The organism is Bradyrhizobium sp. PUT101 (assembly GCF_052043945.1).
In the GTDB taxonomy this organism is placed as follows: Bacteria; Pseudomonadota; Alphaproteobacteria; order Rhizobiales; family Xanthobacteraceae; genus Bradyrhizobium.
In genome coordinates, this window is record NZ_CP197207.1 from 6,140,677 (window position 1) to 6,161,209 (window position 20,533).

Sequence of the window (20,533 nt, forward strand, 5' to 3'; positions counted from 1 at the left end):
TGCAGCTCAACTCGGTTTCGGGTGAAACAGGTTGTGAACGGTAGACCCGATGCGCCGTGCCGCAGCGCCACAATGAGACGTACGGAGCCGAGAGTGGGATGAACTTTGGTTGAATCGATGCGCGTACAGGATTCCTAATAGACGGACACAGCACGACCTGCGTCTGGGTGAGCACCATCCTGATGCGGCCGCTCGATCGCGGCGAGGGCGGCCTGTTCATGCGACAGGCGCCATTCGATGTAGTTGCGCTCAACGTCGGTGAGATGCGTCTTCAGCAAGCGGTGATAGCGCTCGATATTCCTGCTGTGGGCGCGACTGAGCGCAAAGCTGACTGCCGGCATGTCACCTCCTCGTGCTGATGTTCCGAGCTGCGCGCTGCCTCAGCGCATCATTTTTTCCGGCTGTTCGCCGATGGTGAAAATATCTGGTTGGCAGGTGGTTGCCCGCCGGTCGGAACGGCGATGGTCACGAAGCCGCGGCCCATCGCGGTGTGGCAGGCGTTGCAGCCGTCGGTCAGCGCGCGCATGGAGGCGACGAACTTGCGATCATCTCCCGCCGTGATCGCGTCGGCGACCGAGAGCAGCGGCTCCCTCATCGTTGTGACATTGCTGACGGGCACCGCCGGATAGAAGATGGCTGCTTCGGCCAGGCTGTTCGTCAGCTGCCGCAGCTCATACGCGGCCAGGTCCCAGTTCTTCGCCTTGCCTGCATACCACAGCTTGAGATGCTCAACCTGCGCCATGCCCATGACCTCGACGAGGCGAGGCGCCTCTTGTTTCGCGCTCGCGGACGGCGGAAAGTCGGACTGAGCGATCGCGGATGTGACCGCACCCGCCGAAATCGCGAGAACCACGCACCAATGTTTTAGCGTCATCCGAGCATTCCCTGTCAATTTCGCCCTTTACTATCAGGCTCGCGTTCCATGCGCTTGAGCTGAATCAAGCTTTCGCGTTCCCGCCGCCCGCGGGCGGTCTCTCCAAAGCCGCCGACCGTCAATTCGAAATTGGTGCCTTGCCGCGAAGCGCCTGAGCGGGATCAATTCAGCCTTCCGAGAAGTCTTCGGATGATCTTCCTCAGATTGTCGGCGTACTCGTCGATGACCTGACGCCTCTCGGCTGATGGCGAAAGCTGACGATCATCGCCCTCGTCCGCCGACGGGCTATCCGTCCGCGATCCCCCGCGGATGATGGAGGCGGTCGGCTTTGTCAGTTTCACGGGAATCCTGGCCTCCGAAGAGGACTGCGCGCACTGTTCAGGATAGGGACCAGTTCCATCAGCCTGATCCGGTTCACTCGCGCCGGGCTGGATATCCCGAGGCCGCCGGATCGCATTTGGGGCAGCGGCCGTCCGCGGCTGCTCCGAGCTGACGGCCAAGCTCCATCCTGACAGCTTCTTTCTCCCAATTCGTGCCGTCACTTCTGACGATCCGCTTGACGCGCTCGAAGGCGTGACTCTCGGCAGCGTCATCTCCGATACGGATGGTCACGTCGCGGTGGAAGGGGCAAACAGTCGTCGCGCGGGTCGTCTCCAGTGCGTGGCGCACGACCGCGGTGAGATCGTCGGTGTGAATGTCGGCAAGCATGTCGGCTCTCCTGATTGGCGTACTCCCTTGCCCGGAGGATCCTATGGCTTCGACGAAAATCGGCCCCGGGCTCCATGGGAGCGCCGAGGCCGATTGTTCGCTTGGTTTTTCCATCTAGGGTCCGAGCTCGTCCAACAAACCCGCGTTGCCGACTTTCGTTCCATCGAACTCTCCGGCGGAGCCGCTCTCCGGCCTGCTCCATGCTCGCGGTCTTCTGCACCTGTGTATGAAGGCGGCGCCCGGAATGCCTAGGAATCCGAATTTCGCTCCTTCTGGCAGCGGTACCTCAGAAAGCGTTCCCGATGCCGATACAACGCTACAATCAGTGTCACCAACATGTCTTGATCCAGCTCAAGGGGCGTGATCAGGCGTTCATGTCCCTGAGGTGCTGACGATTGCGCAGCACGATCTGCCTGGCACCGGAAAAGCCGAGAATGCCTCCGCTGTGCAATTGGGACAGTGCGCGAGAAATCGTCTCCAGCGTCAGCCCGAGATAGTCGCCGATATCCCGGCGGCACATCGGGAGCGCCAGCATGCCCGCGCCCGCCAGCCGGCGATCCATTTCGAGAAGGAACGCCGCGACCTTCTCCATGGCGTTCTTGCGGCCCAGCAGCAGCATGTGATCCTCGGCGTGATTGAGCTCGGCGGCCGTCATGTCCCACAATTTACGCGCGACCTGAACGTCGGTGGTCGCGGCTTTTTCGAGCGCCGCGCGCTTCACGAGACGCACTGTCGTATCGACGATCGCTTCTGCCGCGAGGCGATGGCTGGCTCCGGATTCCAGGCCGAAGACATTGCCGGGCAGATGGAATGACCCGATCTGGCGCCGCCCGTCCGACAGCAGCTTGTACGTCCTGACGGAACCCGACACGACCTGGTAGACGTATTCGGCCGGCTCGTCTTCGCCAAAAATCTCTTCGTCCTTGTGGTAGGAGAACTCGCTCGCGACCAGTCCTGCCATGGCTGCGAATGGATCGGACACGCGGGACGCCTGGGTCGTTTTATGGCTAAGCGGCTGATTGACGTTGAGGGCGGTGGCCAGCATCGGAATCTCCTTTTGATGGAGCTCAAATACGCCAGCCGATCATGCCCGGATATTGAGGGAGGATTCGTAGGGCGATGTCCCTACGTATGTTTGCGTAAGTCGGCGTGGCCGGAAGCGCTCGACTGACCGCTCTCGATCGGCAGTTTGCGCGCGAGCGCTGCGCGATATCCTCGCCACTCCCGCATGGATCCGTTCAGGACAGTTGCCTAAGTATTGGCCCGCAATTTCAATGCCGGAGCGGCGGGCGCATATGGGCAGCATGGACCGCAACGTCATCTTCAAATGCCCCCGCACCGGCATGAACGTGCAGCACTGGCTTCCCGACGCAACGTCGGGAGCCGCGGACACGCACGTCTCCGTCCGATGTCCCTCTTGCGGCTCGTTGCACTTTGTCAACATCGCCAGCGGCAAGATGCTGAGCGAAGAAGGGGGCGGTCAGCGGCGTCGTCGATCATCCGACGAAGCCCCGTCGCGCATGCCGCGCCAAGCGCTCACGTCCACCGAAAGCTGAGAACGTCCGCGCCGTCCCTCGCGATGCCAGTATCATCCTGCGCAACGCCAAAGATGGCCATTGAGCCAGGATAGGACTTCTTTCCAGAAGCCACATGTTGACTTGGGTCAAGGCGAACCTGGTGAGGTTCGACACTGTTCCGCTACAACCCAAAGCCGGAGGAAACGCCATGCGAGGCCGAACCATTGCTGCAACGCTACTGTTTGCCGTCTTGGGCCACACAGCTTTGGCTCAATCGCCGGCGGACCATGAGGCCCATCATCCAGGACAGGACCAGGCGCCCGCGTCACCGCAGACGAACTCTCCCACAAGCCAATCCGCAGAGCGGCAGCGCACGATGCGGGGTGGGGATATGATGGGAATGATGGGGCACGGAATGATGGGGGCGGGAATGAAGGGGCACGGCACGACGGGCGGTGACAGGATGGGGCCGCCGATCGGGTTTCGCATCATCTTCGCGCTGATAGACGCAGATGGTGACCGGAACGTCTCCTTATTGGAGTTTCAGGTCGCTCACGAACGAATATTCAAGGCCATGGACAGCGACAAGGATGGGAAGCTCACCCGGGAAGAGATGATGGTGTTCATGCACGGGACCAAGAGCTCCGCTCCTCAACAATAGAGAGCGAAATCGAAGGACGGGCCGCCGCGCCAAATGAACTTTTACGTCGTTCCGGTCGCCTCGCGGCCGTCGCTTCCGGCCTCCATCGCGCCACGATCGCGTTGACCCGGCGCGACCGGCGAAGCTGGTTTCGGAAGAGATCATGTATGTCCAGTGTGGCCAGCGGTGGAAACCAAGCCGTGTCGTTTGATCGGGTCTTGCGATGGACGCTGGTTGCGATTGCAATCGCGGGACTGACCGCAGGCATTCTCGCGCGAGCCGCGGGCCGGCCTGATCTGGCCGACCTCGCATGGGCGCTCGGCACGGTGCCCGTGATTGCGGGACTGGCGGTCTCCATCGTCAGGGATCTTCTGCGGGGCCGCGTCGGAGTGGACGCGATCGCGCTGCTGTCGATGAGCGCGGCATTGGTGCTCGAACAGCCGCTCGCCGGGGCTGTGGTCGCGCTGATGTATTCCGGTGGCAACGTACTGGAAGAGATCGCGATCGCACGGGCAGAGCGTGACCTGCGGTCGCTGGTTGATCGCGCACCGCGGCAGGCACATCGCAAATCCAACGAGTGCATCGAGGATGTTCCGATCGAGGCGGTGTCGGTCGGCGAGGAGCTTCTGGTGCAGGCCGGCGAGATCGTGCCGGTCGACGGTGTCGTTGGTTCGGCCTCCGCCACAATCGACGAGTCCGCGGTTACAGGGGAACCGATCCCGGTGGAGAAGACGCGTGGAAGCGCCGTTCTTTCTGGTTCACTGAATGCGGGTGAGGCTTTCCAGTTGATCGTGACCGCGGCGGCCGGTGAGAGCACCTATGCCGGCATCGTCCGCATGGTGACCGCGGCGCAGACGGCGAAAGCCCCCTTCGTGCGGCTGGCCGACCGGTATGCGCTGATCTTCCTGCCGGTGACACTCGTCATCGCCTTTGTGGCATGGCACATCTCCGGCGACTTGACCCGCAGCCTTGCCGTGCTGGTGGCGGCGACGCCTTGCCCCTTGATTCTGGCCGCACCCGTCGCCTTCATCGCCGGGGTCGCGCAAGCGGCCCGCCGCGGCATCCTGGTCAAGGGCGGTGGAGCGCTGGAGGCGTTGGCCCGCGCGCACACCGTGCTATTCGACAAGACCGGTACCCTGACGGTGGGCGGGGCGCGGTTGCTTTCTGTAGAAGTCGCTCCGGGCGAGGACCCGGACGAAGTCCTCACGCTTGGCGCATCGCTCGAGCAAGCCTCGCATCATGTGCTTGCGAAGGCCGTGGTCGCTGCGGCCGTCGATCGGGGCCTCAAGCTGAAGCCGCCGGAACATGTCAAGGAGACCATGGGCTCCGGCCTGAGCGGCCTGATCGACGGACGCCAGGTCACGGTGGGCTCGCGAGAGATGCTTCTCTCACATGCCGGGCCATCGCCATGGGAGCTGCGGGCGATTCGACGTGCCTCGTGGCGCTCGGCGCTGATCGTCTTTGTCGCGGTGGACGGCCGTCCCATTGGCGCGGCGCTGCTGGCCGACGAACTGCGGGCCGACACGCCACGAGCGATCAGGCTGCTGCGCGATGCCGGCGTAGTGCGGATGGTGATGGTCACGGGTGATCGCGCCGCAGCGGCGCAGGCCATCGGAGCAGCGCTCGATCTCGATGCCGTGCTGGCCGACCGCGTTCCTTCGGACAAGGTCGAGGCGGTGCGTAGCGAACAGCGGCTGCATCCGACCATCATGGTTGGCGACGGCATCAACGACGCGCCTGCGCTGGCCGTGGCCGACATCGGGGTCGCGCTCGGCGCGCGCGGTGCGAGCGCCTCGTCCGAGGCGGCAGATGTGGTGATTCTCGCGGACCGGCTCGACCGGGTTGGCGAAGCGATCATCATTGCGCAGCAGGCGCGGCGCATTGCCCTGCAAAGCATCCTTGTCGGCATGGGATTGTCCCTGGTCGCAATGGTCGCTGCCACCGTGGGCTGGCTCAAGCCCGTGCCCGCTGCGATCGTTCAGGAGGTGATCGATGTCGCCGTCATTCTGAACGCGCTGCGGGCCCTCACTCCGTCCCTCGTCAGGAGCGGCCCGCGCATCAGCGCAGAGCAGGGGCGGACATTGCATCACGATCATCAGGCCCTCTTCAGGGATCTCGACCGCTTGCGCCAGATCGTCGATGCGCTGGACGATGTGATGCCCGAATCTGCCGCTGCCATGATCGGAGAAGCCAACCGGCTGGTCCAGAGCAGCGTCGTGGCTCACGAGCGCGAGGATGAAGACAGCATCTATCCGAAGCTTACGGAAGTGCTGCGCGACCGCCACGGGCTCTCTGCCATGAGCCGTGCGCATCGGGAGATACTGCATCTCGCGCGGTTACTCGCGCGGATCGCGGAGGATCTGCCGTCGGAGAAGATCGACCGCTATCTCGTTCGAGACGCTCAGCGAGTGATCGAGGCGATCGAGACGTTGGTACGCATGCACACTGCCCAGGAGGAGGACATTTACGAGGCCGTGGCCGCATAGGCGGCAGCCTCGTCGGCTCGCGCGACGATGTGCGGAGCTGGGCACGTCTTTCGCCGCAAGCCGGCAGTCGATCTGCGTTTGGATACGCAGCGCCAGAGCTTCGTAGATTGGCGGTGCAACTGACGGCGCGCAGCCTTGAGTCAGCTCAATGCGGCGCTGCGCAATCAGGGGCAATCTGGCACCCATATCATCACGAGAGAGCGCCACATGCAGAATCTCAAGCGGGCATTTTGGGGCAGTCTGGCGGTTTTGGTCCTGCTGTGGCTCGTTGTGGAGCCTCAGCCGTTCGGGCCGGGCCCCTTTTTCCCGCTTCGCGAGAGGATGGTGCAGCTAAGCGGCGTCCTGGCAATCGGATGCATGAGCATGGCGATGATTCTCGCACTGCGACCGCGCTGGCCGGAGGCATGGCTGGGCGGCCTCGACAAGATGTACCGCTTGCACAAATGGCTCGGCATCACGGCCCTTGTGGCTGCAATTGTCCATTGGCTCTGGGCCAGCGGCCCGAAATGGGCGGTCGGCTTGGGATGGCTGGCGCGTCCGGAGCGTGGGGCAAGGCCGACCATCGAAAATCCGATCGCGGCTTTCCTTGCAAGCCTGCGTGGACCGGCGGAGGGGCTCGGCGAGTGGGCCTTCTACGGCACTGTGGTGCTGATCGCTCTGGCGCTCATTCAAGTGTTCCCGTACCGGCTGTTCTACAAGACCCATCGGCTCCTCGCCGTTGCTTACCTGGTGCTGGTCTTTCACGCGGTCACGCTGATGAAGTTCAGTTACTGGATGTCGCCGCTCGGGTGGATCATGGGGGCCCTGCTTGCCTGCGGGACATGGGCGGCGGCTCTTGCGCTCTTGCGGCGCATTGGCGCCGGGCGCCGGGTCGAAGGGAGGATCACCGCGCTCAGATATTATCCCGGCGTCAGGGCAATCGAGACCGAAATCGAGGTGCCCCATGGCTGGCCGGGGCATAAGCCGGGCCAGTTCGCTTTCGCCACGTCGGATATGTCGGAAGGCGCGCATCCCTACACGATCGCCTCCTGCTGGCACGCCGAGTATCCCAGGATCACCTTCATCACCAAGGAGCTCGGGGACCACACCAGCCGGCTGCGGGAGACGCTCCGTGTCGGACAGGATGTGAGGGTAGAAGGGCCCTATGGCTGCTTTACTTTCGACGATGATTGCTCGCATCAGATCTGGATCGGCGGCGGCATCGGCATCACGCCCTTCGTCGCTCGCATGAAACAGATGACCATTCCGAAGGATGCTCCGAATTGCACTGTGGCGCAGCCGATCGACCTGTTTCACACCACGACTGATGTCGACGAGGAGGCTCTCGGAAAACTCGCAGCAGATGCGCGGTCAGCCGATGTCCGGCTCCACGTTCTTGTCGACGCACGTGATGGACGATTGACCGGCGAACGCATTCGCGAAGCCGTACCGGAATGGCGCGAGGCGAGCATCTGGTTCTGTGGTCCGCCCGCCTTCGGTGAAGCGCTCAGGCGAGACTTCGGCGCGCACGGCTTCCCTGTCGAGCAGCGGTTTCATCAGGAGCTGTTCGCGATGCGATAACCAAAGTCGCACGAGCTTCCCACTTCCGGAAACCGGCTCCGGACTGCGGCGATGCGGCATTGTCCAGCGTGGGATGAGATCAGGCTTGATCGCCATTCCGCTTGGCGTCACAGCAACTGCTTCAACGCCTTTGCATCGGCCGGCGCTGCGCTCTTCTGGTCGTTGTCGAAATAGACGTAGACGTCGCAGCCCTGCCGCTTCCACGACTTGATGCGCTTGGCCCATTGCTTCAGCGTGGCCTTGGTATAGTGCCCGTGATAGCGCCCGCCCGGTCCGTGTCCGCGCACATAGACGAAATCCGCCGTGCGCTTCCACGGCGCCGGCGCATCGTGATGGTCGGACAGGCACAGCGAAATATTCTCATCCGCCAGCATCCGCAGGATGCGCGGCTGATACCAGCTCGGATGGCGAAACTCGAAGCTGTAACGCCGTTTCCGCGACAACAGCTTGAAGAAGGAGGCGAGCCGGTCCGCGTTCGCCTCGAATTGCGGCGGCAGCTGGAACAGGATCGGGCCGGCCTTGCCCCCGAGCCTCGAGATGCGGTCCTCCAGCAGCTCGAGGCTGTTGACGGAGCGGTCCGACAGGCGCTTCCAGTGCGTGATGAATTTGGACGCCTTCCAGGCGAACACGAAGTCGCGGCCGGTCTGCTCCCGCCAGCCTTTCACCGCCTCCGGCGTCGGCGTGCGGTAGAACACCCCGTTCAGCTCCGTGGTGTCGAACTGCCCGGCATAGTAGCGAAGCTGCTCCTTCAGCGTCACGCCCTCGGGAAAGAACGGGCCTCGCCAGGAGGCGTAGTGCCAGCCGGAGGTTCCGATCAGAACGCGCGCCATGTCTCACGTTCCATCCGTTGCCATTTCCCGGAGGGAACGTCCGTGCGGCCGATACGTTGCTCGTGAGCTTGATCAACGCAGGACCGGAACCGATGTACGCGCTGTTCGAAGGCAACAAGCAGATCGGCAATCCCTTTCCAACTGAGAAGGAGGTGTGGGAAGCCGCCTTGATCGAGGGCCTCGTCACCGACGTTCCGGCCGCGGACGAGGAGGGCGGCCGGAGTCTGCCGGCAGGCTATCACGTCGAGCGCATCGAGGAGACGTTCGAGCCGAAGCCGGGCTGGAGGTTGCCGCGCGAGATCTCCTGAATATTCTAGTTGGACGCCAGCGCCGCCTTGGCGACCTCGGCCATCCAGCCGGACGCCACCGGCAGAATCGCGTCGTTGAAATCGTAGCGCGGGCCGTGCAGCTCCGCGCCGTCGCGCAAGGGCCCATTGCCGATCCAGACGAAGGCGCCCGGCCGCTGCTGCAGATAATGGGCAAAATCCTCGCCGGCCATGCTCGGCGCGAGGTCACGCCGCACGGGCGCCTGCACCTTCTCCGCGGCGATGCGGGCCAGGTCCGCTTCGGCCGGCGTGTTGATCACGACGCCGACACCCATGACGATCTCGGGCGTGACCTTGACGCCGAAGCTGGTCGCGATCCCGGCGCAGCTGCGCTCGATGCCGTCGAGGAGGGTGTCTTTGACCGCCTCGCGATGGTAGCGCAGCGTGCCGCGGATGGTGACGCGCCCGGCGATCTGGTTCGGCGCGGTGCCGCCTTCGATCGTGCACAGCGACAGCACGGCGGTGTCGAGCGGATCGACGCTGCGCGAGGTGACCGATTGCAGCGCCACGATCAGGTGCCCCGCCGCCACCACCGGATCGCGCGTCAGATGCGGCATGCCGGCATGTCCGGCATGGCCCTCGATGGTGATGGTGATGCGCCCGCCGGAGGCCATGACGACGCCGTCGTGGACCGCGATGGTGCCGGCGGCAAGGCCCGGCCAGTTGTGGAAGCCGAAAATCCGCTCCATCGGGAAACGATCGAACAGCCCGGCCGCGACCATCGCGCGCGAGCCGCCAAAGCCCTCCTCGGCCGGCTGGAAGATGAAATCGACCGTGCCGCTCCAGCTGCTGTCGGCGGCGAGCAGCGCGGCCGCGCCCAGCAGCGCGGCGGTGTGGCCGTCATGTCCGCAGGCATGCATCACGCCCGATGTTTCAGAGGCGTAGGCGAGGCCGGTGTCCTCGGTGATCGGCAGCGCATCCATGTCGGCGCGCAGCCCGACCCGGCTCCGTGCGTGGCCGCGCGTCAATGTCGCGACGATGCCGTGCCCGCCGATGCCGGCCTCGAACGGAATGCCGAGTTCAGTGAGCCGTTCCCGCACGAAGGCGGCGGTCTCCTTCTCCTGAAGCGACAGTTCGGGGTGCGCATGAAGGTGCTGGCGCCACCGTGTCAGTCTCTCGTGCAGTTCGGGTGTCAAAATGGGCGTCTTTCGCAAAGTGTCGGCTTGCGGCCACCATAGCGGATTATTCGTGCCCCGCATCAGGCGCCATGGAATGCCTCGCGTGCAGCCACATCGTCATGGCCGGGCTTGACCCGGCCATCCACGTCTTGCTTCACAGTACGCAGAACGTGGATGCCCGGGAACAAGCCCGGGCATGACGGACGTCGTTACAGTCCTACGCCGCCAGCTTCGCCAGTCCCTTCCAGTCAAAACCGATGCCGTGGCCGGGCCTATCAGGCGCCAGCGCAAGGCCGTCCTTCAGCACCAGCGGATGCTCGATGTACTTGTCGAGCCCGAAGCCATGCGCCTCCAGATAGGAGCGGTTCGGACAGGCCGCGAGCAGGTGCACGGTGATGTCGTGCGCGCCGTGGCTGGTGACGGGCAGGTTGAACGCTTCCGCGAGCCGCGCGATCTTCATGAAGGCGCTGACGCCGCCGCAATTGGTGACGTCGGGCTCGGGATAGGACACCGCGCCTGATGCGATGTAGTTCTTGAATTCCCACAGCGAGCGCAGATTCTCGCCCGCCGCGATCGGCACGCCGCCGGCCTGCATGATGCGGGCGTGCCCGGCGACGTCGTCGGGAATGATCGGCTCCTCGAGCCAGGTGAGGTCATAGGGAACGAACGCGCGGGCGGCCCGGATCGCTTCCTCGACCGTCCATTTCATGTTGGCGTCCGCCATCAGCGGAAAACCGTCGCCGAGATGCTGCCGCATCGCGGAGACGCGCGCGACGTCGGATTTCAGGTCGGGCCGGCCCACCTTCATCTTGATGGCGCGAAATCCCTTGGCAAGATTGCCGTCGGTCTGCGCGAGCAGCGCATCGACGGAGAGATCGAGGTCGATGCCGCCGGCGTAGCACGGCACGCCCGCATCGAAGCCGCCGAGCAGGCGGAACAGCGGCAGCTTCGCGCGCCGCGCCTTCAGATCCCACAGCGCGATGTCGAGCGCGGAGAGCGCCAGCACCACCGGGCCGCCGCGGCCGCCATAATGCAGCGCCCACCAGACGTGGTGCCAGATCGATTCGGTGTCGTCGGCCTCGCGCCCTTCGACCAGCGGCGCAATCTCGCGCGTGAGGATATCCGCAGTTGCCCCGCCATTGCGCCCGACGGTGTAGGTGTAGCCGACGCCCTCGGCACCGTCGGCATCGCGAATGCGACAGGTGATCAGCTCGAACGCCGCGATCTCGCCATGCGTGGAGTCGGACAGCGTGACGGGGAGGGGGATCCGGTAGAGGGCGGATTCGGTCGTTGCGATGCGCGCCATGGTTCCTTCCTGCTTTTTTCTTGCAGGCTAGGACGATGGGCGCGGCCCGGCAAGCGCCCACCGCGCAAGGCAGCTCACCGCATCGTCGCGAGTTGCAGCGCCAGCGCGCAGGCGCGGTCGTATTCGTCGAGGTTGATCCATTCGTCGATCGTGTGCGCCTCGTTCTGCCCCGCGCCGAAGGTCACGGTCGGAATGCCGTGGCGGACCATCCAGTTGGCATCGAGGCCGCCATTGGCGGTGCGGACGTTCGGCGTGCCGCCGACCGCGGACACGGCCTCGACAGCGCGCTTGATCACGGGCTGGCTGTCCTTCATGCGGAACGGATAATAGTCCGTCTCCGCCTTGAACTTGACCTTGCCGGACTTGCCTTGCGCGTTGGTGACCTTCTTGGCCGCCTTCTCGAACGCGGCCTTGTAGGCCCTGGTGATCTCCTTGAAGAACTTGCCGTCATGGCTGCGGCTTTCGCCGCGCACATGCACGTAATCGGTGACGACATTGGTGGCATCGCCCGCCGGGCGGCCCTCGCCGCCGGTAACCGGGCCGACATTGCTGGTGCCCTGCCGCTTGCCCTTCACCACCTTGCCGAACCAGCCGCCGGCCTTCACGTCCGCAAGCGCGAGCGCCATGATCATGGTCGAGGAGATGCCGCGCTCCGGCGCGACGCCGGCATGCGAGGCGCGGCCGAAGATCTCGACGCTCCAGCGATCGGCGCCGACCGCGCCGATGACGACGTTGGAGGCGGCGCCGCCGTCATAGTTGAAGGCCATCACCGGCGAGCCGAGCTCGTCCAGCCTGACGTGGCGCGCGCCATAGAGCCCGCTTTCCTCGCGCACGCAGAACAGCAGCGTGATCGGCGGGTGATCGAGCTTCTGCCTGGCAAGCTCGGCGGCCAGCGTCACCAGCACGCCGCAGCCGCAGCGGTTGTCGCCGCCGAGCGCGGTCCTGGCCTCGTTGACGATCTTGCGCCCCGATTTCTTCGGCTTCGCGCCGGCGCAGAGCGGCACGGTGTCCATGTGGGTCATGAACATGATGCGCGGCTGGTTGTGCAGCGCGCCGCGGCCGGGCAGGTCGACGATGAGGTTGCCGGTCTCGGTCGGCACGGGAATGCGGGTATTGGCATCGTCGAGCCGGATCGCCTTCGCCGGCACGCCGGCCTCCTTCAGCGCGGCGGCAAGTTCGCGCCCGATCGCCGCCTCCTGTCCGGTCACGCCCTCGACGGCGAGGAAGCGCATGAGGCGGTCGGTGGCGGCCTTGGTGTCGACGGGCATGAGTGATTCCTTTGGCGAGCGGGGCGCGTCATCCTATGAGTTCGGCGAGGTGTAAGCCAAGAAGATCAGCACGCCCAAGGCCAGCATGGCAGCCATGAACAGCAGCACGGCCGGCAAGCCCGCGAGCGCCGCCACCGCGCCGGTCACCGACTGCATGAGCGCCGCGCCGAGGAAGAAGGCGAGGTTGACGGCCGCGAGCGCCTTGCCCGCGGTTTGCGCATCGACGAGCTGCCTGGACATGCCGAACAGCAGCGGCTGGGCGGAGGTCGCAAGCCCGATCAGCACGAACAGCACGAGGTCGTATTGTGGCGGCATCACGGGCAGGCCGAACAGCACCGAGACCGCGTAATGCGGCGCGCCAAGAGCCATCAGCGCCAGCAGCACCGCTCCGGCCATATGCGAGCCCGCCACTAGCGCACGGCGGCGGCCGAGCCTGCGGTCGATCATGCCGATGCACAGGGGACCTGCGATCATCGCCAGCGTGAACGCGCCGAGCTGGTTGCCGGCCTCGACCCGCGAAAGTCCCTTGACGTCCATCAGCCACGGCCCGCCCCACAGACCGCGCAGCACCAGCGAGGTCGCCAGCGACACCAGCGCCAGCGCGATCAGCCCGCGCAGCGGGCGCGAGAGGCCGAGCCTGAGCACTTCGATCATCTGCGCCAGCGGCGAGGACTCGTCCTTGTGCTCGGCCGGCTGGTGTGGGACCAGCGCGAAGACCGCGAGCGCCACCGCGATTCCTCCAATCGCGGACATCCAGAATCCGGCGCGCCAGCCGTAGGCGTCCACCACGAAAGCGAGCGGGCTCGACGACAGCAGCATGCCGATATTGCCGATCGAGAGGATCGCGCCCGACCACAGCCCGAAGCGGGCCGCCGACAATTGCTTGGCCGCCAGCGTCATCGGGCACATCAGCATGCCCGAGGTGGCAACGCCCAGCAGCAGCTGCCCGACGGCAAAGCTTTCCGGCCCCGTCGCGAACCCCGACGCCACCGCGCCGAGCACGGTCCCCGCGAGCAGGCTGAGCGACACCGGCCGCACGCCAAACCGGTCCATCGCCGCCCCGACCGGGATCTGTGCGGCCGCAAAGGCGAAAGGATAGATCGACGTGAGGCTCGCCAGCGCCTGCGGCTCCATGTGGAAATCCGCGGCCATCAGATCGAGGCTGACCGCCGGAATCGTGCGCAGCAAGGTCGAGAGCATGTGCCCGCAGGCGAGCGCCACGAGCGCGAAGATCAGCGCGCGGGTGGCGGTGCCCGCGTCGTTGGCGGCTGTGGTCATGAGCGTCCCGTCCCGAGGAGGTTTGGGGTGGGGTTACATGATGGCGAGGCGGGCGCCAATGGTGGGAGCGGGACCCCCTCATTCCGAATTGTGGCCTCTCTGGATCGCCGCGCGAAAGACCAGATTCGGGCAGCCGGCAATCAGCTCGTGACGCGGCTCGCCGAGAGCGGACAAGGAGCATTCCTGCTTCTCTCCGGGATCGGCTCGGCCGGTGTCTGGTTGCGCCGCCATTTGAGCCGCGACGACAGGGAGGTGAGGCCTTCCGGCCGGCGGACGATAGGAACAAAAAGGACGTCATCGCGCTTGCCCCGGTCAGGAGGTCAGCTCATGCTGTGCTCGAGACCGCCACGGCCCATTCGCACGACGCTCGATCTTGCGAATGCGGAGCAGGTAAAGTCCGTCCGAAGACGGCTTCGCATCTCCGCTACCGATTTGGCCAGGATCGTTGACAAGATCGGTACCTCTCTGGCCGCCATAGAAAAGGAAGTGGAGCTCGAAAGGCTGGCCATTCAGCAGTGTAATGCCAAGAACGCGCCCGCGAGCCCCGAATAGATTCAACTCGTCCTCTTGGGAAGGAGAATTGCAATGAACGGCCTGATTTACCTCGTAGGACTAGTCGTTGTGATCGCGGCCGTTCTTTCGTTCTTTGGCTTGCGATGACCGTCTCCGTTCTGCACGCTGACGCATCGCCGATCCGGTGAAGCAGTCTGCGATTCGCGAGCCGCAAATGGTTGATGCGCACCAGGTCAACACCATCATCGCAACGACGGTTTGCGCCTTCTTCAAGGAACATCCCGACGCTCAGATCGGAATTGAAGAAGCGAAGCTGCTGGCGAAGCAGATCGCTGATGCGCTGAACGAGGCTGGGCTGCAGATTACCGCCCTCGATCCTGAGAGCTCGACACGCTAGCTCTGCCGCGGGCGATCGGATGATTCATCTCGATCAAGTCGCCGCGTTGCTTCTCCGCCGTCAGCCTGACTTGATCTCGGCCAACAGCTTCCGCGTCTCGCCCAGCAACTCGCGTATGGCCCGCCGTTCCGCAATCCCATCCTGGGCGAACGCGCCATGCTTCCGCGCATTCTGATTACCTATCGGCGCGCCTGATCTCCACGCGCCGCCGTGCATGCGGCAGCGGGGCTTGCCCTGCACCGCCGGCGCGCGGCAGGCGGTGCCGTTGCGCGTCGTGGCCCCGCAGCGTGGGCTTGCCATCATCGCGCCGGTGTTGCGGATGTGATTTCCGCTCACGGGAAGCCTCGGTTGGCGAGGGTCTGTTCGCGCTCGCCGGCTTGGGACGGGATCTGTCCCGCCTCCGTCGCGGTACCGGGCTCGCCTACGATCAGATGCGCATGCTGCGTGACGTTGCCCATGATTGCGCTACCGCCATCCTGCACCGACAAATTCTGCACCGTGATCGGACGCTCGCCGTTGCCGCGGTGGCGGTTGAGGGCCTCCATCTGGGCGGCGAAGGTGCGGGAGAGCCGAGTCAATGCGCGGGCGACGCTCTCCTGCTGCGCAAGATCGTCCGTGCAGGCGAGGCGGCAGGCGCAGCGCATCGCCGCCACGTGAACGGAGACCATCTGGGAGACCAGCATGGCCTCGATGGAATCCTTCGGCGCGATGCTCCTGATCGTCGAGATCATGAAGGCGAGGTTGGCCTCATCGGGCTTCTGCCCGATCGCGCTCGCCTTGACGAGCTGCCTCAGCATGCCGTGCAACGCGTCGCGGTCGGCGGCGCCCAGCGCCTCGGCCAGCAGCCGCTCGCCGGCCTGCGGGTCGGGATGGCTGATCGCGATGCGCCGCTTGTAGAGTCTTATGCGCGGGTTCACGGCGGGACCGCTGCGAGCGTTTGCCGCGAGTGGCGAGGCGACGTGGCGGCTTGGTGCTGTCGTCATGTGCTGTGTCCTTTGACAGCGCAGGCGCGAGCGACCGCTCGCCGCTGCGTGCGAATGCGAATTTCGGGATGTCCATGAGGGGTTTACGCGCAACCGCGTCGGGGCGGCTCTGGTCGAGCAGGCCGTGACGCTCACGATCGTTGCGATGATGCCATCATGCCACTGTTTTGCCCGACGAGTCAAAATGGATTTCGTAAATCCGAAAAAATTCTTCCCGCTGCCTAAGTCCTTGTTCTCGCAAGTGCCGGCTACTGTGCATGGGGTTGTTTTCGCATTTTTTGTTTGGAAGGGGTCGTACGTGCCGTGCGGCGGAATGCCGGCGCCCGAACGCGATTGCGAAATCCGGCGTGGCCGCTATTCATGATCTTCGAATGCGTCGCACGAACAAACATGCACAAGCGGCGCTGTGAGGCCTGGGAGAGAACGAATGCAACGAACGGTCCGCCTGCTGGCAGTCATCGCCGGATTGTGCGCTTCTGCGCTGTCGACGCAGGCCCTGGCGCAGAAATACCCGGTGCGTCCGGTCAAGGTCATGGTCGGCTTCAGTGCGGGCGGCCCGGTCGATGTGGTCGCGCGCATCATCGGCGATCGCCTCGGCAACAAGCTCGGGCACCCCTTCGTGGTCGAGAACCGCGCCGGCGCCAACGGCATGATCGCCGCCGAAGGCGTCGCGCGTGCTGACGCTGACGGCTACACCATGCTCGCCTGCAACTCGTCCACGATCACGCTGAACAAGACGCTGTTCAAGGACGCCCGCTATGACCCGCAAGGAGACTTTGCGCCGCTGACCACGGTCGTCTCGGCGCCGCTCGTGCTCGTCGTCAATCCCGAGAATCCCAAGACGGCCAATATCAAGACCGTCGCCGATCTCGTCGCCGCGGCCAAGGCCGCGCCCGGTGCGCTCGCCTACGGCTCGGGTGGCAACGGCAACCTCGCCCATCTCGCCATGGAGCTGCTCGGCCAGAAGGCCGGCATCAAGATGATCCACGTGCCCTATCGCGGCGGTTCGGCCGCCGAGGTCGGCATCCTCGCGCAGGAGGTGCTGGCGGTGTTCGATCCGCTCTCCGCCGTGCCGCTCGTGAAGGCCGGCAAGCTGCGCGCGCTCGCGGTGTCGTCGGCCGAACGCTTGCCCGCGCTGCCTGATGTGCCGACCGTCGCGGAAGCCGGCTATCCCGGCTTCGACATCTCGTTCTGGGTCGGCTTCTTCATGCCGAAGGCGACGCCCGCTCCGATCCTGGAGACGCTGCACCGGGAGATCGTCTCTGCTGCCAAGGATCCGGCGGTCGCGGAGAAGCTCGGCTCGCAGGGCGTCGTGAGCGTGCTCAGCCCGGCCGACTACGCCGCGAAGATCGCGAAGGAGACAAAGGATCTCGCCGAGGTCGTCGTGGCCGCGAACATCAAGGCGGAGTAGGGCTCCGCTCGAATTGGGGCATCGCGCCGCGGGCTCTCTATCCTCTCCGGCAAGTGTGAGCGGCGGATCGCGACAGCCTATCCGCTGCTGGCCAGCTGCGCCAGCTGGTCAAGCAGCGGACGTTGTCCTGCGTTGATCCTCCCCTGCGCCGCTTCGAGCGTGAACCATGCGGCGCGGTCGACCTCCGGGAACGTCTGCCGCTTGCCGCTGCGAGGCGGCCATTCCATCTCGAACGTGTTGCTGCGAATGCTGGCCGTGTCGATGTCGAGTTCGGCGGCGAACGCGGTGACGACCTTCCCGCCGCGTTGCTTGACCTGACCCAGCGCCGTCAGCGGCGCCGTCACCTCGAGGCCAAGCTCCTCGGAAAACTCCCGTCGTGCGGCGGCTTCCGCATCTTCTGCGTCCGCATACTCGCCCTTCGGAATCGACCACGCACCTAGATCCTTGTTGCGCCAGAACGGGCCCCCGGGATGAACGAGGAGAACCTCGATCTCTCCGCGCTTCCGATAGGCGATGATTCCGGCACTCTTCGATGGCATCTCAGGTTCCGCAGGAAAGTGGCGCGGCCTTCGCTCGGGAAATAGTGGAGCGGAGCGCTTTCGCCTAGGCAACGTTCATTTGACGAAAGGGAGTGAACCACGATCCGCCTGTTGGCAACCACCGTCTTTGCGCAATCGCCCGGCACGCCCGCGAAGTCTGAGCAGACACCGCCGTCCCGGTCCGCTGCCGTCCGTCGTCGTGGAAATCGTTCCGCAATATCGCGGCTGCGGTTCTGCCGCTCCATCGAGCGGCTTCTCCATCTTCGGATCAAATCGAAGAGCGTTCCCGAGCGGCCACGCGAACGGCCCGCGTCTTCGCCTTCTCCCCGGCGGCGCGTGTCGCGATCCGGCTGCGGGCCTTGCCGTGGGTCGTGGGATTCTTCCGCAGCAGGGTTGCGAGCCGCTTGCGTGAGCGGCTCGTCGCCACCCGCGTGGCGACCAGCTCGGCCTTGTGAATCATGCTCGCGACCGAAGGCGTCAGGTTGACCGGAACCCAGGCGACGTCCTTGGCCTTGGAGAGGCTGCCGATGCCTTCGCACGGTGCTTCGTGCGGCAGGTCGATGCGGATCGCCAGCGCCTCCGACCGTTCGATCCAGTCTTCGGCTTTGGTGCCGGTGATGATCCGGACATAGTCGCGCGTCTCGCGCGGCAGCTCGCTCTCTCTGGCAAGCCATTTCTGGACGCGGCCGGGGCCGGCATTGTACGCCGCCGCCGCAAGGCCGAGATTGCCGAAATCGTCGTGAAGCTTGCGCAGGAACTTCGCCGACGCAGGCAGGGCCTTCATCGGATCGAAGGGATCGTCGAGCCCGACCTCGGCGGCCGTCCCCGGCATGAACTGCGCGACGCCCTGCGCGCCGGCATGGCTGACCTCGTTGGACTTGAAGCGGCTCTCCTGCCAGATCAGGCGCGCGAAGAACGGCACCGGAATGCCACTGGACTCGGCGGCTTCACGAAGCGCGTGACAGAATTGGTCGGTTGGTGAAACCGGAGCTTGTACCGCCGGCTCGGTTGCGCGCGGTGCCTCGATCACCTGCTCATAGGCCGCGTGCGCGTTCGCGAACTCGATGGCCTGCACGCTGGCGACGAAGAGTTCGACCACCGGAACAAGTGGCGAGGCATGATTGTTCTGAACAATGGTGGTGTGGAACGGTGAAGCTTGCCGGGATGCCGACGGATCGAGGTCGCACATCAGAATCAGGAATGCGGCGCAAGCCGCGACGACAAATCGCATTTGCGGAGACAACCTCGAACTGTGGGATGAACGGCCAGCGATGCGCCGGCGACAAGGAGTTTTTAACCGTCCGATTACGGCAAAGCTGCGATCTCGTCGGTTCCTTCGGTTACTACGGTGTTCCCGAAGTGAAACCCTCCGCGGCCTTGCAGGCCGCTTGCGAGTGGGATGCGCGATGACGATGCGATCGATGCTGGGCGCGGTGGTTTCGCTGTGGTTCATCGGCCCGGCGCTTGCGGGCAATCTCGATCCGGGTGCCGTCAATGACGCTGTCCGTCCCGCGAAGCAGCCGGCCACCGACAAGCTCAATCCGGCGGTGGTGAAGCTCCAGGTCCTGCTCGATCGTGCGCAATTCTCGCCCGGCGAGATTGACGGCAAGCTCGGCGAGAACGCGCAGAAGGCACTCAAGGCATTCGCGGCGCAGAACGGCATCGCATCCGACAGGGCAATAGCGCCGGAGCTCTGGGACAAGCTGACGGCGGCGAGCGAGGGACCCATCGTCGCCGACTACGAGATCGCCGACGCTGACGTGAGAGGGCCGTTCCTGAAGGAGTTGCCGAGCAAGCTCGACGACATGACGTCGCTGAAGGCGCTGAGCTACACCAGCCCTCTCGAAGGGCTTGCCGAGAAATTCCACATGAGCGCGGATCTGCTCAGGGCGATCAACCCGGGCAAGGCCTTCGACAAGGTGGGAGAGACGATCGTCGTTGCAAACGTTCCGGCACGGCGAGAGCTGCCGCGCATGGCCCGGCTCGATGTCGACAAGAAGAACGGGACGTTGAAGGCGTTCGACGCAAGCGGCGCTCTGCTGGCGTTCTATCCGGCGTCAGTCGGCAGTCCGGATCGCCCGACGCCGACGGGGACGCTGAAGGTCACCGGCACACACGAGAATCCGACCTATCGCTACAATCCCGACTACAAGTTCAAGAGCGTCAGATCCAAACGGCCGTTCGACATCAAGCCGGGTCCGAACAATCCCGTCGGAGCGTACTGGATCGGCCTGTCGGCGCAGGGTTATGGCATCCACGGAACGGCAGAGCCCGACAAGGTCGGCAAGTCGGCGTCTCACGGCTGCGTCAGGCTGACCAATTGGGACGCTCGTGTGATCGGCGAAAACGTCAAGCGTGGCACGCCCGTCGTCTTCCTCGATGCGCCGACGGATACCTCCTCGGAGCAGCAGGGCGGGAACGCGGCGAAGCGTGCCTCGAACTAGTCCTTGGGGAAATCCTTGCGCATCGCGATCTCGGCGGCATCGCCGGGCGACAGCACGGTCTGGTCGAAGGCCGGTTGTGGCCTCGTCATGATATCGTAGAGTGAGATGCCTTTGATCGGCTTGCCCATGAGCTCGCGGACGCATTCGGCGAGCGTGCCGTTGTAGACGAGATAGGGCGGACCCCGATCGTTCTGCCTCTCGCCCTTCAGCGACGGCCACTTCTTCAATTCGGCCGGCGCGTCATAGGCGATCGGCGATCCCTCTTTGAACATGCGTATGGTTCCGGCGACTTGGATTGCGGGGAATCCTAGAGCGGCCGGGGTAAACACCCGTTA

General features: G+C 64.8%; 22 protein-coding genes. 8 read left to right on the top strand and 14 right to left on the bottom strand.

Features of this window, described 5'->3' with window-relative positions:
* Positions 1-134: 134 nt before the first annotated feature.
* From ACSHT2_RS29470 to ACSHT2_RS29485, 4 genes are all read right to left on the bottom strand, one after another.
* Complete coding sequence (locus tag ACSHT2_RS29470; protein WP_440638287.1) at positions 135-341, bottom strand: hypothetical protein; 207 nt, start codon at positions 339-341, stop codon at positions 135-137.
* A 47-nt stretch (positions 342-388) separates the two neighbouring features.
* Positions 389-853: a hypothetical protein gene (locus tag ACSHT2_RS29475; protein ID WP_440638289.1), complete on the bottom strand. Its 465-nt coding sequence runs from the start codon at positions 851-853 to the stop codon at positions 389-391.
* A gap of 435 nt (positions 854-1,288) precedes the next feature.
* Positions 1,289-1,582 (bottom strand): hypothetical protein, encoded by a 294-nt coding sequence (locus tag ACSHT2_RS29480; RefSeq protein ID WP_440638290.1) that lies wholly within the window; start codon positions 1,580-1,582, stop codon positions 1,289-1,291.
* 364 nt (positions 1,583-1,946) lie between these two features.
* Positions 1,947-2,627: a helix-turn-helix domain-containing protein gene (locus ACSHT2_RS29485; RefSeq protein ID WP_440638291.1), complete on the bottom strand. Its 681-nt coding sequence runs from the start codon at positions 2,625-2,627 to the stop codon at positions 1,947-1,949.
* 259 nt (positions 2,628-2,886) lie between these two features.
* On the opposite strand from ACSHT2_RS29485, the gene ACSHT2_RS29490 reads away from it, so the two are divergent.
* The 4 genes from ACSHT2_RS29490 to ACSHT2_RS29505 all read left to right on the top strand — a co-directional run bounded on the left by ACSHT2_RS29490 (position 2,887) and on the right by ACSHT2_RS29505 (position 7,785).
* A complete protein-coding gene (locus tag ACSHT2_RS29490; RefSeq protein WP_440638292.1) occupies positions 2,887-3,138 on the top strand; it encodes a hypothetical protein in 252 nt (83 codons plus the stop codon).
* 361 nt (positions 3,139-3,499) lie between these two features.
* Positions 3,500-3,760, top strand: coding sequence for a hypothetical protein (locus tag ACSHT2_RS29495; protein WP_440638293.1), 261 nt, complete (start codon positions 3,500-3,502; stop codon positions 3,758-3,760).
* A gap of 146 nt (positions 3,761-3,906) precedes the next feature.
* Complete coding sequence (locus tag ACSHT2_RS29500; protein ID WP_440638294.1) at positions 3,907-6,225, top strand: heavy metal translocating P-type ATPase; 2,319 nt, start codon at positions 3,907-3,909, stop codon at positions 6,223-6,225.
* Between the two features lie 207 nt (positions 6,226-6,432).
* Positions 6,433-7,785, top strand: coding sequence for a ferredoxin reductase family protein (locus tag ACSHT2_RS29505; protein WP_440638296.1), 1,353 nt, complete (start codon positions 6,433-6,435; stop codon positions 7,783-7,785).
* Between the two features lie 107 nt (positions 7,786-7,892).
* Here the strand turns inward: ACSHT2_RS29505 and ACSHT2_RS29510 are convergent, their stop codons facing one another.
* Positions 7,893-8,615, bottom strand: a complete 723-nt coding sequence (locus tag ACSHT2_RS29510) for a DUF72 domain-containing protein (RefSeq protein WP_440638297.1) — start codon at positions 8,613-8,615, stop codon at positions 7,893-7,895.
* Positions 8,616-8,677: 62 nt separating this feature from the next.
* Between ACSHT2_RS29510 and ACSHT2_RS29515 the strand changes: the two genes are divergently transcribed.
* A complete protein-coding gene (locus ACSHT2_RS29515) occupies positions 8,678-8,923 on the top strand; it encodes a hypothetical protein (protein WP_440638298.1) in 246 nt (81 codons plus the stop codon).
* A 5-nt stretch (positions 8,924-8,928) separates the two neighbouring features.
* Here ACSHT2_RS29515 and ACSHT2_RS29520 read toward each other — a convergent pair whose 3' ends face one another.
* From ACSHT2_RS29520 to ACSHT2_RS29535, 4 genes are all read right to left on the bottom strand, one after another.
* Entirely contained in the window at positions 8,929-10,077 is a 1,149-nt protein-coding gene (locus ACSHT2_RS29520) for an amidohydrolase (RefSeq protein ID WP_440638299.1), read from the bottom strand.
* 199 nt (positions 10,078-10,276) lie between these two features.
* Complete coding sequence (locus tag ACSHT2_RS29525; protein ID WP_440638300.1) at positions 10,277-11,365, bottom strand: mandelate racemase/muconate lactonizing enzyme family protein; 1,089 nt, start codon at positions 11,363-11,365, stop codon at positions 10,277-10,279.
* Positions 11,366-11,439: 74 nt separating this feature from the next.
* Positions 11,440-12,633, bottom strand: coding sequence for a M20/M25/M40 family metallo-hydrolase (locus ACSHT2_RS29530; protein ID WP_440638301.1), 1,194 nt, complete (start codon positions 12,631-12,633; stop codon positions 11,440-11,442).
* A gap of 33 nt (positions 12,634-12,666) precedes the next feature.
* On the bottom strand, positions 12,667-13,911 hold the full coding sequence (locus ACSHT2_RS29535) for an MFS transporter (protein ID WP_440638302.1): 1,245 nt from the start codon (positions 13,909-13,911) through the stop codon (positions 12,667-12,669).
* 727 nt (positions 13,912-14,638) lie between these two features.
* Here ACSHT2_RS29535 and ACSHT2_RS29540 point away from each other — a divergent pair.
* Positions 14,639-14,821 (top strand): hypothetical protein, encoded by a 183-nt coding sequence (locus ACSHT2_RS29540; RefSeq protein WP_440638303.1) that lies wholly within the window; start codon positions 14,639-14,641, stop codon positions 14,819-14,821.
* Positions 14,822-14,881: 60 nt separating this feature from the next.
* On the opposite strand, the gene ACSHT2_RS29545 is transcribed toward ACSHT2_RS29540, so the two are convergent.
* Complete coding sequence (locus tag ACSHT2_RS29545; RefSeq protein WP_440638304.1) at positions 14,882-15,157, bottom strand: HGGxSTG domain-containing protein; 276 nt, start codon at positions 15,155-15,157, stop codon at positions 14,882-14,884.
* Complete coding sequence (locus ACSHT2_RS29550; RefSeq protein ID WP_440638305.1) at positions 15,154-15,804, bottom strand: hypothetical protein; 651 nt, start codon at positions 15,802-15,804, stop codon at positions 15,154-15,156. The genes ACSHT2_RS29545 and ACSHT2_RS29550 overlap by 4 nt, the downstream gene beginning before the upstream one ends.
* Positions 15,805-16,231: 427 nt before the next feature.
* On the opposite strand from ACSHT2_RS29550, the gene ACSHT2_RS29555 reads away from it, so the two are divergent.
* Entirely contained in the window at positions 16,232-17,215 is a 984-nt protein-coding gene (locus ACSHT2_RS29555; protein ID WP_440638306.1) for a Bug family tripartite tricarboxylate transporter substrate binding protein, read from the top strand.
* 77 nt (positions 17,216-17,292) lie between these two features.
* Here ACSHT2_RS29555 and ACSHT2_RS29560 read toward each other — a convergent pair whose 3' ends face one another.
* Together ACSHT2_RS29560 and ACSHT2_RS29565 are read right to left on the bottom strand one after the other, a co-directional pair.
* Entirely contained in the window at positions 17,293-17,754 is a 462-nt protein-coding gene (locus ACSHT2_RS29560) for an NUDIX domain-containing protein (RefSeq protein WP_440638308.1), read from the bottom strand.
* A gap of 268 nt (positions 17,755-18,022) precedes the next feature.
* Positions 18,023-18,985, bottom strand: coding sequence for a lytic transglycosylase domain-containing protein (locus ACSHT2_RS29565; RefSeq protein WP_440638309.1), 963 nt, complete (start codon positions 18,983-18,985; stop codon positions 18,023-18,025).
* A 181-nt stretch (positions 18,986-19,166) separates the two neighbouring features.
* Here ACSHT2_RS29565 and ACSHT2_RS29570 point away from each other — a divergent pair, with 181 nt between their 5' ends.
* Complete coding sequence (locus ACSHT2_RS29570; RefSeq protein WP_440642957.1) at positions 19,167-20,198, top strand: L,D-transpeptidase family protein; 1,032 nt, start codon at positions 19,167-19,169, stop codon at positions 20,196-20,198.
* On the opposite strand, the gene ACSHT2_RS29575 is transcribed toward ACSHT2_RS29570, so the two are convergent.
* Positions 20,195-20,470, bottom strand: coding sequence for a hypothetical protein (locus ACSHT2_RS29575; RefSeq protein WP_440638310.1), 276 nt, complete (start codon positions 20,468-20,470; stop codon positions 20,195-20,197). The genes ACSHT2_RS29570 and ACSHT2_RS29575 overlap by 4 nt on opposite strands.
* Positions 20,471-20,533: the final 63 nt, after the last annotated feature.